This is a genomic window from Dietzia timorensis (genome assembly GCF_020742175.1).
In the GTDB taxonomy this organism is placed as follows: Bacteria; Actinomycetota; Actinomycetes; order Mycobacteriales; family Mycobacteriaceae; genus Dietzia; species Dietzia timorensis_A.
On the sequence record NZ_DYXM01000028.1, the window covers coordinates 1 to 12,404 of the forward strand.

Sequence of the window (12,404 nt, forward strand, 5' to 3'; positions counted from 1 at the left end):
GATGAGCTCGGCGACAAGGCGTGGATCAAGATTCTGTCCCGCCACGACGACATCGTGCGTGCCGCTATCGCTCGGCACCATGGCCACATCGTCAAGAATCAAGGCGACGGGTTCATGGTCGTGTTCACCGAACCGGGCGATGCACTGAGCGCCGCGATTCGGATGCACCGGAATCTTGCCGGCATGCGCGGGAAGCTGTTGTCGACGCCGATTGCGATCCGCATCGGTATGCATCGCGGTGCCGTTGTGGCTCGTGACGGCGACTTCTATGGTCTCAATGTCGCGATGGCGGCGCGTATCGCTGCCGAGGCGCGAGGCAAGGAGACGCTTGTTTCGGAAGACGTTCGCGACGCGCTCGCCGAGCGCAGCGCGTTCGCATTCACCGATCCGCTCGAGGTGACACTCAAGGGTGTCTCGCAGCCGCAACTTCTGTGGCGCGCGTGGCCGTCGAAAGCCGTTGACGGACGAAACCGGTCTAAGGAAAACCCACCCAAGGAGATCGGTCCGGCGGAACAGCCTCACAAATAGCCGGGCCTCGGAGCGCACCCGGCGGTCGCGCCGATATGCGGGATAGACAAGTAGAGCGGCTCCCGGATCTCCGGAAACCGCTCTGATCTTTGATTCTTGCTCCCCCAACTGGACTCGAACCAGTAACCCTTCGATTAACAGTCGAATGCTCTGCCAATTGAGCTATGGGGGAATATCGCGCGCGAGCTGCCTGGTAGGGCTCGCTCGCACCGAGCACAGACTTTACCTGGGCCTGGCCATCGCAGCCAAATCCGCAGTTCAGCGTAGTTGTTCCTATGCCATGTCCTGTGTGGCGCCGCTCGCCCGCTCCAACAGCCCGCGGCGATACGATTCTAGTGCGATGAGATCGCCGAACGCCGCAGCGTAGTCGTCGGGCTCGGTCTGTGGATTCATTCTCTGCACAGTCCCCCTAAGCACGGCGATCTGCTGCGACACCCATGTCTCCTGCACCCGTGCAATGACCCCCTCGACGAACATCGGCAACCGGTCCTGGGAGGCCGGGATCTCCTCGGTGGCCAGTTCCCCGACGAGCGAGCGAAGCCCCTGCGCGGCTGCCGATGGGGACATCGCGTTGACGATCGAGTCGATCCAGTCCACTCCGGACTTGCCCTGCGCTGTGCCGCCTGCGTTTGCCATGGCCTCGGCAAGCGCCCTGTACGCAGGGTGCCTGAAGGTCTCCGCGGGCAGCGAGTCGAACAGTGGCCCAGCGAGCGCGGGTTCCTGCACTGCGGCCTTGAGCGCCTCACGCTGTGGCCACAGGCTGGGGTCGCGCCGATCCGGTAGAAGCATGCGGGGTGCGGCGTTTCCCTCGGGAGCGCGCCCCCCGCCGTCATCGGAAACAGTTCGCATCCTGCGCTGGGGCCGCGCCCCCTGAGCGGATCTCGGTTTGCGGGACTCTTCCCGCACGCGGCGCAGCACCTGGCCGGGGTCGTCCCAGCCGACCCAGCCGGCGAGCTGACGCGCGTAGTCGTCGCGCAGCGCAGCGTCCTGGATCTGGCCTACGACCGGCACCGTTTCGCGGAGGGCATCGACGCGCCCCTCGGCCGTATCCAGGTCGTGGTTCTCGAGCATGGTGCGGATCGCGAACTCGAACATCGGCACTCGCGAGGCGATGAGGTCGCGCAGCGCGGCATCGCCGGAATTCTGGCGAAGATCGTTCGGGTCCATACCGCCGGGAGCAATCGCGACAAAGGACTTGCCGGCGAACTGTTGGTCCCCCGCGAACGCCCGCATCGCCGCCTTCTTCCCGGCTTCGTCGCCGTCGAAGGTGTAGATGATTTGGCCGCGGAAGTGGCTGTCGTCGAGCAGCAGCCGGCGTAGCAACGTCATGTGTTCGGGACCGAAGGCGGTGCCGCACGTCGCCACGGCCGTCTTGATGCCCGCGGCGTGCATCGCCATGACATCCGTATAGCCCTCGACGACGACCGCCTGGCGTTGCTTAGCAATCTCCTTGCGTGCGAGATCGATTCCGAACAGAACCTGCGATTTCTTGTACACCAGCGAATCGCTGGTGTTCATGTATTTGCCCATCTGGTCGTCGTCGAACAGCTTGCGCGCGCCGAATCCGACAACCTCGGCCGCGCTATTGCGGATGGGCCACAGGATGCGCCGGTGAAACCAGTCGATGTATGTTCCGCGCGAGGATTTCCGCGACAGCTTGGCTGCTTCGAGGTCTTCGAAGCTGAAGCCTTGCCGACGTAGCGCCTGGGTCATCGTGTCCCAGCCCGAGGGCGCGTACCCGCAGCCAAATGCCTCGGCCGCAGCCCTGTCGAACCCCTTTCGCGCGAGGAAGTCTCGAGCAACCTGGGCTTCTTCCGAACCGAGCTGTTCGGCATAGAATTTCTGCGCCGCAGCATTGGCGGCGATGATGCGGGCCCGCGCGCCGCGATCGGGCCCGTCCGAGCCGGAGTCGGAGCCCTCGTAATTGATCTGGTAGCCGATCCGGTCGGCGAGCTGCTCGACGGCCTCGACGAAGGTGATGTGCTCCATCTTCATCAGGAACGAGTAGACGTCGCCGCCCTCGCCGGTGGAAAAGCAGTGGTAGTAGCCGTGTTGCGGGCGCACGTGAAACGAAGGGGTCTTCTCGTCCTTGAACGGCGAGAGCCCCTTGAGAGAGTCCACTCCCCCGGGTTTGAGTGCGACATACTCGCCGACGACCTCTTCGATGCGTGCCCGCTCGCGGATCGCAGCTATGTCCTTGTCCGGAATCCGCCTAGCCACAACCACCAAGGGTAACGGTCTCGCTAGAGTTTTTGGTATGGCTACCTCCGTCGCTCGTCCCGGCTCCACGGCATCTACCCCCGCGCCCCTGGCGCGCACCCGTGTTCCCGCGGTCGCTCGCCGGTTCGGCGGCAGGGTCGCGCTCGTCCTTTCGTTTCTTCTCTTGATGACGGCGCAGCTCGCGGCCCCGGCGTCTGCCGAAGCGCCCATGCGCGTGGACGAGCAAATTACCGACTCCGCCGGTGTCATCGGCACCGACGTCGAACGGGTCCGATCCGCCCTCGACGAACTGCAGACCGACCGCGGCATCAGTTTGTGGGTGGCGTACGTGAACACCTTTGACGGGCTTGGGGCGGAGCAGTGGACCGAGCAGACCTACCAGAAGTCCGACCTCGGCACGACCGACGCACTACTCGCCGTCGCCATCGAAGATGGCGAGTACCGACTCAAATACGCCGGGCCCAGCTATTCAGAGTCCGAGCTTCAGGAAGTATCCGCCCAAAGTGTCGGCTCCGCTCTCCGCGAGGATGATTTTGCGGGAGCCGCCGTTGCCGCCGCCGACGGCCTTCGCGGCGGGTCCTCATCCGGCTCCGGCACGTCCTCGAGTGGGATCGCGCTCTTCGGCTTGATCATCGTCCTGGTGGTAATTCTTCTGGTCGCCATCCCCTGGTGGCTTTCCCGACGCCGAAGGAAGCGCGAAGCGCAGCGGGCCGAGCAGGCGATGTCGATCGACCCCGCCGATTCGCGCAGTCTCGCACAGCTCGATAATTCGACCCTGGATGCACGCGCACGCGCGGCTCTCGCCTCGGCGGACCAATCGCTACGTTCGTCCCGCGCAGCGCTCGAGGCGGCGAGCGACGAGTTCGGCGACATCCGCGCCCGCGAATTCCAGTCGGCGATCGCTCGTGCCGAGGCGCTGGTCGGCAACGGCCATCAACTGGTCACCGAGCTCGACGACACCATTCCCGAAACGCCCGCCCAGCAAAAGCAGATGCTGCTACAGCTCGCCGAAGTCTCGGCCCAGGCCGAGGAGTCCCTCGACGAGCAGCGCGATAGGTTCGACGAGATGCGCAGGATGCTGGTCAATGGCGATACCACCGTCGACACATTGCGCCGACGCACCGTGACGGCACGTTCCCGTCTCGACTCCGCCCGCTCAACTCTCGCGACGCTCACGCAGCGTTATCCCACCGAGAAACTCGCCTCTATCGAGGACAATCCGGAGCTCGCGCAAGCACTGATCGAAAGTTCGGAAAGCGAACTCGATCAGGCACGGACCGCGCTTCAGGACCCAACCGGCAACCAAGGCGCCGCCGTCGATCAGATCATGCACGCGGCCGAGGCCGTGGAAAAGGCGGAGACATTCCTCGACGCCGTGGAGAACGCCTCCACCGATATCGCCAGTGCCACCGCCGAACTGCCTGCACTCATCGAGGAGGTGCGCGAGGAATTGGTTGAGGCGCGCACGCAGGTCGACGACGCGGCGCTCGATCCGCGTCTGGCATCCGAGCTCCGCGGGGCGATGACTCTCGCCCAGGACAAGCTGGACATCGCGACCGGTGCCGGTTCCAATGATCCGCTCGGTAGTTACCGCGAGCTCGCCGAAGCAGATCTCGCCCTCGACCGGGCGATGGCAAGCGCCGGCCGCGAGATCGCCGATAATGTCCGCATTCGCCGCTCCGTCGAAGCCTCACTGTCCTCCGCGCGAAGTGCCGTCCGAGAGGCGACGCAGTTCCTTCACGCGCGCGAGGCTGTGGTCGGGCAGGGTGCCCGAAGCAAACTCTCAAGCGCCGAGCGCGCTCTCAGGGATGCCGAACAGTCCGAGGGCTACGTTGCCGCAGATGCAGCCACCGCAGCGAGCACACTCGCCCGCGAGGCGCTGATGCGTGCACAGCAGGATGTCCAGAACCACAACTCGTTTGCCTCCCTCGGGGGAGGATTTGGCGGCGGTTATGGCGGCGGAATGGGTTTCGGCGGCTATCGCCGCCGCGGGTATGGACGCAACCGTTCGGTGGGTAACGAGCTGGCCGGGGCGCTCGTGCGCGGCGTACTCTTCGGCGTCGGTTCGAGTTTCGGCTCCGGCGGCGGCCGTAACAGAGGCTTCGGTGGCGGTGGCTTCGGCGGCGGGCGCGGTGGCTTCGGCGGAGGCGGAGGCGGAGGCGGAGGCGGGTCCGTGGGAGGACGTTTCTAGCCTCGCAATTCCGTCCTGCCTCGGCCCGCGCCGAGCGTGCACCTAGGAGCCGGGAACGACCAGGATTTTCCCGACCACTCCGCCGTCATCCAGTGTCTTCACTGCCTGATCTGCGGAGTCGAGTGAAAACTCGCGATCGATGTGCGGGGTGATCTCTCCCGACGCAACCAAATCGAGAAGCGCCTTGGTGAGGCCGGGCCGTTTGGTGGCCAGTAGCGGGCGGAGGTGCTTCTTCGACCACGTGGACATGGCCTGCGAACCGATCGCCCGTCCCAGTGGCCCGACGACCGAGTTGCCGCCCCCGGCGATCTCGACGACGTCGCCACCATCTCGAACGAGCCTGCGCAGTTCCCGCAGCGGCACGACGCCGCCTAGATCGACGATGACGTCGTAGTCGTCAGATTCCAACGACTCGGTGCTCGTCGTGGTTCGGTCGTCGACACGCTCGGCCCCGAGTGCGGTGACCGCGTCGATCGCGCGGGGGCTGCACAGCGCGTGGACGTGGGCGCCGGCCCATGTTGCGAGATTTACGGTGAAAGTGCCGACCCCACCGCCCGCTCCGATGACGAGCACGCTCGCGCCCCTGTCCGTGTTCACCGATTCCAGCGCCTGCCATGCGGTGCCGCCGGCGAGCGGAAGGGTTGCGGCGATCCTGTCGTCGACCCCGCTCGGGATCGTGGTCAGCTTGGAGGAGTAGGCAACGACGTATTCGGCGAGACCGCCACCGGGCAGCTCGCCGACGACGCGGTCGCCCACCGAACGACCGAAGACGCGCGGCCCCACCGCGACGATGGTTCCCGCGACATCCTTGCCACGGATCTTCTCTCTCGGTCCGCGCATGCCGAATCCCAGACGCAACAGCTTGGGATCCCCGCGCATGATGCGAATGTCGGCGCCATTGAGCGAGCTGGCGCCGATCTTGATGAGGACCTCTCCCTCACCGGGCTGAGGAACCGGAACGTCGGTTCGCGTGAGCGTTTCAGGTCCGCCGTAGACATTCTGTTGCCACGCGGTCATGGTCTTCGGGATCGAGTACGACATATGTCCTCCGAGAGGGCGAAGGCGCCCCGCGGAGATGCTGCAGGGCGAGACAGGGCAGACCGGAGGGTTACCGGAGACGACACCCAACGAACGATGTGTTCGGCCCCGAATTCTAACGGGGAATTCGTCGCCGTGTCCACACAAAAATAAACTCGTACTTAACTGCTGGATACGAGCTCGATCACCGACTTCTTCGCTTCCTTCGCAGTGTCCGCGGCGAGCGCGAGACGGGCGGCCTCGGCGCAGATTTCCGGCGAGACGGCTTCGAGTTGCGCTCCCACGAACGGCACCGCGGCTGCTGCCGCCGACAGCGAGGACACGCCCATCCCGAGTAGTGCCACCGCCAGGAACGGGTCAGCGGCCGCTTCCCCGCACACGCCCACGGGAACGGCGCGCGAATGCTCGCTCTCGTACCGCTCGGCGGCCTCGGCCACGTGGGCGATCAGCCCGAGCACCGCAGGCTGCCACGGGTCGGTGAGCTCGGCGAGGTGTGGGCTCATACGATCAGCGGCCATCGTGTACTGCGTCAGGTCGTTGGTGCCGATGGAAACGAAGTCTACGATCGGTAGGAATTTGTCGATATTGATCGCTGCGGCAGGAATCTCGATCATGATCCCGGGGCTCAGGTTCCGTTCCCGGCAGCGCGAGGCGAAATCTTTCGCCTCCGTAACCGTGGCGACCATCGGCGCCATCACCCAGGCCTGCTTGCCGTGCTCGAGCCCTTCGGCGGCTTTTGCCAATCCATCGAGTTGCCTATCGAGCAGGCCCCGATCCAACGAATCGATACGCAGTCCGCGCACGCCAAGCGCCGGGTTGTCTTCCTCCGGAAGCCCGGCGAACTTCACCGGTTTGTCAGATCCTGCGTCGAGGGTTCGAGTGACGACTTTGGCGCCCGGAAATGCTGCGAGCACCTCGCCGTACAGCTCGGCCTGCTCGTCGACGGTGGGTTCGCTACTTCTGTCGAGGAAAGCCAGCTCCGTGCGGAAGAGGCCGATTCCCTGCGCCGGTCCTTGAGCGGCAGCACGTGCGGTGACACCGTCCTGCACATTGGCAAGCAGGTCGACCGGAGTCCCGTCGGCGAGAGCGGCAGGGCCGGTCCATGCGGCGGCCTTCCTGCGCAGCTCGGCGTCCGCCGCCGCCCGGACCGTTGCGTCTTCCGGGTCGGCGCCGACCTCGATGGTTCCGGCAGAGCCGTCGACGAGCACTGTCGTTCCGGCTTCGATATCGCTGAGTCCGGCCGCCGCAACGACGCACGGGATACCGAGCTGCCGGGCGATGATCGACGTGTGCGAGGTCGGGCCGCCGAATTCCGTGACAATGGCCCGCACCGACCGGGCATCCAGGCCGGCTGTGTCGGCGGGGGCGAGATCCGCGGCCGCAAGAACCGAGGGTTCGGTGAAATCGGGGACCCCCGGTTCCGGCTGCCCGGTGAGCTCGGCGAGTATGCGGGCGAGGATGTCCTTGAGGTCCGTGACGCGCTCGGCCTGGCGTCCGCCGAGCTTCTCGAACATGCCGACGAATTTGTTCGTCGCCAGCTGGGCCGCACCTTCGGCACGGATACCCTTGGCGACATTCTTTCCGGCCTCTTTGATCCAGCCCTTATCCCTTGCCAGCTGGGCGTTCGCCGCAAGCACCTCGGACGCAGCCCCGGAGGCGTGCTGCGCGCGAGCGATAAGCCTGTCGGCAACGGCATTCGCTGCGTCGGCGACCCGCTGTTTTTCGGATTCGATCGTCGCCTCGTCGGTGAGTCCCGAGTCAGCTTCCGTCGACACCTCGATGACGACATGGCTTGCCCAGACCATGGGAGCGTAGGCGACGCCTGCTACCACTCCCGTGCCGGAGATCGTCTTCCCCGGGATCGAACCCTCGCTCAGTGCCATCGAATCCTCCAGAACCAAATGTGTGACGCTGCAGCCCTCGCCGCACGTGCTGTGACCAGCTTAACAAAAAGGAATTGACAAACCCACACAAATGGGCGTTAATCAACATGTGAACCCACGCACTCGGGCATAATATCCTCGTTTAAGTGTTGCCTAGATCTCATCTAGGTGGGTTTCCGACCGAGAGTGACTCGACAATCGAAGGCCATCGCCCGGCGATGGTCGCCCACTCACCGAAAGGGGCGTACCGCATGTATTCGCGGCAGCGTCAGCAGCTCATCGCCCAGCGCATCGGCACGCACGGGTCCGTGAGCGTTGCCGATCTCGCGGAGCACTTCGACGTCAGCCCCGAAACCGTTCGCCGGGACCTTGCGGCACTCGAAGCGGCAGGCCGTCTCGAGCGCACCCACGGTGGCGCCGTCGCCCCGTCGGGACATGCGGAACGTAGCCTGTCCGCCCGTACCCAAGAGCATCGCTCCGCCAAGACCGCTATCGCGCGGCTCGCGGCCGAGTACCTGCCCTCGTCCGGCGGATCCATCATCATCGACGCGGGATCGACCACGGCGCACCTGGTCGGACGCATGCCTGCGTCGACCCTCACCGGCCGCGGGGCACTCAGCATCTATACCGACTCGGCGCCGATCGCCGCCGAGCTGGCCAGCTCCAACACCGCTCAGCTTTATCTGTTCGGAGGAATGGTCCGCGGCATCACCGGCGCCCTCGTCGGGTCGAGCACCGTCGACGCCATCCGCAGGACTCGTGTGGACGTCGCCTTCATCGGCACCAACGGGATCTCGGCGGAACGCGGACTGACCACACCGGATCCCGCCGAGGCCGCGGTCAAATCAGCCATGGTCGCCTCGGCCCGAAAGATCGTCGTCCTCGCCGACGAATCGAAGTTCTCGGTCGACCATGTCGTCGAATTCGCCTCCCTCGACAGCGTCGACGTTCTCGTCTGCAACTCGGCACCGCCATCGCAACTCGCGAGCGCACTGAACACTGCAAATGTAGAGGTGGTCTATCCATGATCGTCACGCTCACCATGAACCCCTCGGTCGACAGAACAGCTGGCGTCGCCGGTTCGCTCGAACGCGGCGGAGTCAACAGGCTCGCCGATATCACCGATGTCGCCGGCGGCAAGGGCATCAACGTCGCGCGCGTGATCAAAGAAGCGGCGCCGAAATACGCACGGCCCGAGGTGCTCGCCGTCGCTCCGTCGTCACACTCGGATCCCTTTGCAGCGATGCTCGGTGGCGCACAGATCCCCCACGAGCTTGTCCAGGTCGACGATCCGGTGCGAGTCAATCTCACGGTAACCGAGCCCGACGGGACGACCACCAAACTCAACGCGCCGGGCGCCGAGATCAGCGACTCGGCCCGCACCTTGCTCGTCGACACGGTCGTCGGCGCGGCGAAGCAATCCGCATCGTCCTGGGCCGTGTTGTGCGGCTCCCTCCCCCGCGGGTGCCCGCCGGATTTCTACCTCGACGCCTTAACCGCGCTTCATGACGCCGGAGTGTCCGTCGCTCTGGACACCTCGGATGCGCCGCTCGAGGCTCTCGGCGCGGCGATGCGTGCCGGCTCGCGGAAGGGCCGCTTCCTCCCGGATCTGATCAAGCCCAACGGGCTCGAGCTCGGACAGCTGCTCGGGATCGATGGCTCCGCACTCGAGTCGGGTGCCGAGGCCGGTGAGTTCGCACCAGTCGCCGACGCCGCCCGAAAGCTCGTCGACACCGGGGTCGGTGCGGCGCTGGTCACGCTCGGAGGGGCGGGCGCGCTTCTCGCGACGGCCGACGGAGTGTGGTCGGCGGGCCCGCCGGACATCGAGGTGCGCTCGACTGTCGGCGCCGGCGACTCTTCGCTCGCCGGCTATCTCCTGGCCGCCCACCTCGATCTCGATCCGCTGGAGCGCCTGCGGTGGGCCGTCGCCCACGGTTCCGTGGCTGCATCGCTACCCGGAACAGGACTGCCGCACGCCCTGGACATGGACCAGGCCCCGCACATCGACGTCACATCCCACTAACGCACGACCGACCGATAAGGACTCGCGATGACTGACACACCACTCATCGAGACGGGCACCGTCCGCCTCGATGCGGACCTCGGAGAGAGCAAGGAGGGGGTCCTCCGCGCGCTTGCCGGCGCCTTCGTCGACACCGGACGCGCGAACGACCTCGACGGCGCCGTGGAGGCGCTGATGGCGCGGGAGGAGAAGGCCGCCACGGGCATGAAGGGCGGATTCGCAATTCCGCACTGCAAGTCCGCGGCGATCGACACCCCAAGCCTCGCGTTCGCGCGGCTGTCCAACCCCGTGGACTTCGGCGCGGCCGACGGCCCTGCCGACCTCGTGTTCATGCTCGGCGCGCCCGATGGCGAGGGCAAGACCCATCTCAAGATGCTTTCGAAGCTCGCGCGCAGCCTCGTTCGTAAGGACTTCGTCGAGTCCCTCCGGCAGGTGGAGACCGATTCCGAGGCCGTAAAGATCATCCTCGACGCCGTCGAGGACAAGCCGAAATCCGAAGACCCCGCGGGAAGCGGTGGCGCCGCGACCGCAGGCGCGGCCGCGTCCGCAGGCTCCGGCAGCGACGACACCGCAAAGGGTGACGACGCCGTGCGGATCGTCGCGGTGACCTCCTGCGCCACCGGAATCGCCCATACCTACATGGCTGCGGACGCGCTGACCCAGACAGCCAAGGACAAGGGCATCGACTTCGCGGTCGAGCCGCAGGGCTCCTCGGGAACGACGCCCTTGACCGCCGAGCAGATCGACAAAGCCGACGCGGTCATCTTCGCCACCGACGTCGGAGTGCGCGACAAGGGCCGGTTCGCCGGCAAGCCGGTCGTCGAAGGACCCGTCAAGCGCGGGATCGACGCGCCGGAGAAGATGCTCGATGATGCAGTGAAGGCGGCGCGGGATCCCCATGCGACCCGAGTGAAGGCATCCGCCGGCTCGGGCGAAGAAACCGCAGGCGGCGGAGGCAAGGGCGAGCACTGGGCCCGCACCCTCCAGCGAGGGGTGATGAGCGGCGTCAGCTACATGATCCCGTTCGTCGCGGCCGGTGGCCTACTTATGGCCCTCGGCTTCCTGTTCGGCGGCTACGACATGGCCGGCGTCTACCAGGACATCGTCACCACCTACTCGCTCACCGATCTCCCGCCCCAGCTCTTCTCCGACGGCGAGTCCCTTGTGGCCGCCGGCACGTCAGGAGCCGACGCGCTCGATCGCAGCGGAATGCTGCTGTACCTGGGTGTGGTGTTCTTCGCCATCGGCCAAGCAGCGATGTCGTTCATGATCCCCGTGCTCTCCGGCTACATCGCGATGGGCATCGCCGACCGCCCCGGACTCGCCCCCGGTTTCGTCGGCGGAGCGATCTCGCTGACCCTCGACGCAGGTTTCCTCGGCGCGCTCATCACCGGCATTCTCGCCGGCTTCCTCATGCGCTGGATGAGCTCGTGGAGTGTGCCGTCCTGGCTACGCGGCCTCATGCCCGTCGTCCTGTTCCCGCTCCTCGGCTCGCTCATCATCGGCCTGCTGATGTTCCTCGTGCTCGGCCAGCCCATCGCGTGGCTGATGGAGACGCTCACCGACGGTTTGTCGAGCATGTCCGGATCCTCCGCGATCCTGCTCGGTCTGATCCTCGGCCTGATGATGTGCTTCGACCTTGGCGGTCCGGTGAACAAGGCAGCGTACGTCTTCGCCACCGCCGGCCTCGTCGTCGACGAACCCTCGACGCTGCGCATCATGGCCGCCGTCATGGCCGCCGGCATGGTCCCGCCCATCGCGCTGTCGATTGCCACGTTCGTGCGTAAGCATCTGTTCACCCCGGCGGAACGCGAGAACGGTCGCGCGGCCTGGCTACTCGGGCTTTCGTTCATCTCCGAGGGAGCCATCCCGTTTGCCGCAGCGGACCCGCTCCGCGTGATCCCATCGATGATGCTCGGCGGTGCCACGACCGGCGCGTTGAGTATGGCGTTCTCCGTCGAGTCCTATGCCCCGCACGGAGGCATCTTCGTCATCTTCGCGATCAACCCGATATGGGGATACTTCGTATCCATCCTCGCCGGGGTCGTCGTGTCGACGATCGCCGTCGTCATCGCCAAGTCCATCGGCAACCGTGCCGAAACCGTGAGTAAGGCCGAGGCTGCATCACACGCCAGTGGAACCGTCGTCGCCTAGGCTGACGCGCGGATCCGAATTATCCAAAGGAGAACCCATGGCAAGCAAGACCGTAATCGTCGCCTCTGCGGAGGGGCTGCACGCCCGCCCCGCGGGACTCATTGCCGAAGCAGCCGAGAAGTACGACACGGACATCGAGCTCAGCACCGAGGGAGAAGACCCTGTCGACGCCGCCTCATCGATGATGATCATGGCACTTGGTGCAGAGAAGGGTGTAGAAGTTACCGTGACCAGCGATGACGAGGCCGCCGTCGAGGAAATCGCGAAGCTCATCGAAACCGACCTCGACGCCTAAACACCGTAAGACCTGAGCGAAGGGCCGAGAGGGCGACTGTGTAGCTGCCCTCTCGGCCCTTCGTCGTCCGGA

Annotated in this window: 9 protein-coding genes and 1 tRNA gene; 6 read left to right on the plus strand and 4 right to left on the minus strand. The window is 65.7% G+C overall.

What is annotated here, in order from left to right:
- Positions 1-528 (plus strand): adenylate/guanylate cyclase domain-containing protein (locus K8V11_RS01255; protein WP_303910395.1); only part of this gene is annotated, 528 nt, incomplete at its 5' end.
- 99 nt (positions 529-627) lie between these two features.
- Here the strand turns inward: K8V11_RS01255 and K8V11_RS01260 are convergent.
- Together K8V11_RS01260 and dnaG are read right to left on the minus strand one after the other, a co-directional pair.
- Positions 628-700: transfer RNA gene (locus K8V11_RS01260), tRNA-Asn, on the minus strand.
- A 101-nt stretch (positions 701-801) separates the two neighbouring features.
- The gene (dnaG, locus tag K8V11_RS01265; RefSeq protein WP_303910396.1) at positions 802-2,748 is read right to left on the minus strand and encodes a DNA primase; all 1,947 of its coding nucleotides are present in this window, start codon (positions 2,746-2,748) and stop codon (positions 802-804) included.
- Between the two features lie 37 nt (positions 2,749-2,785).
- Between dnaG and K8V11_RS01270 the strand changes: the two genes are divergently transcribed.
- On the plus strand, positions 2,786-4,939 hold the full coding sequence (locus K8V11_RS01270; RefSeq protein ID WP_303910397.1) for a TPM domain-containing protein: 2,154 nt from the start codon (positions 2,786-2,788) through the stop codon (positions 4,937-4,939).
- Positions 4,940-4,981: 42 nt separating this feature from the next.
- Here K8V11_RS01270 and K8V11_RS01275 read toward each other — a convergent pair whose 3' ends face one another.
- Entirely contained in the window at positions 4,982-5,980 is a 999-nt protein-coding gene (locus K8V11_RS01275; protein WP_303910398.1) for an NAD(P)-dependent alcohol dehydrogenase, read from the minus strand.
- 158 nt (positions 5,981-6,138) lie between these two features.
- Positions 6,139-7,860: a putative PEP-binding protein gene (locus tag K8V11_RS01280; protein ID WP_303910399.1), complete on the minus strand. Its 1,722-nt coding sequence runs from the start codon at positions 7,858-7,860 to the stop codon at positions 6,139-6,141.
- A gap of 251 nt (positions 7,861-8,111) precedes the next feature.
- On the opposite strand from K8V11_RS01280, the gene K8V11_RS01285 reads away from it, so the two are divergent.
- Genes K8V11_RS01285 through K8V11_RS01300 form a run of 4 tightly spaced genes read left to right on the plus strand, consistent with a single transcriptional unit; the run spans position 8,112 to position 12,332 of the window.
- On the plus strand, positions 8,112-8,888 hold the full coding sequence (locus K8V11_RS01285; RefSeq protein WP_303910400.1) for a DeoR/GlpR family DNA-binding transcription regulator: 777 nt from the start codon (positions 8,112-8,114) through the stop codon (positions 8,886-8,888).
- The gene (locus K8V11_RS01290; RefSeq protein WP_303910401.1) at positions 8,885-9,883 is read left to right on the plus strand and encodes a 1-phosphofructokinase family hexose kinase; all 999 of its coding nucleotides are present in this window, start codon (positions 8,885-8,887) and stop codon (positions 9,881-9,883) included. Before K8V11_RS01285 ends, K8V11_RS01290 begins: the two co-directional genes overlap by 4 nt.
- A 27-nt stretch (positions 9,884-9,910) precedes the next feature.
- A complete protein-coding gene (locus K8V11_RS01295) occupies positions 9,911-12,037 on the plus strand; it encodes a fructose-specific PTS transporter subunit EIIC (RefSeq protein WP_303910402.1) in 2,127 nt (708 codons plus the stop codon).
- 37 nt (positions 12,038-12,074) lie between these two features.
- Positions 12,075-12,332, plus strand: coding sequence for an HPr family phosphocarrier protein (locus tag K8V11_RS01300; RefSeq protein WP_303910403.1), 258 nt, complete (start codon positions 12,075-12,077; stop codon positions 12,330-12,332).
- Positions 12,333-12,404: the final 72 nt, after the last annotated feature.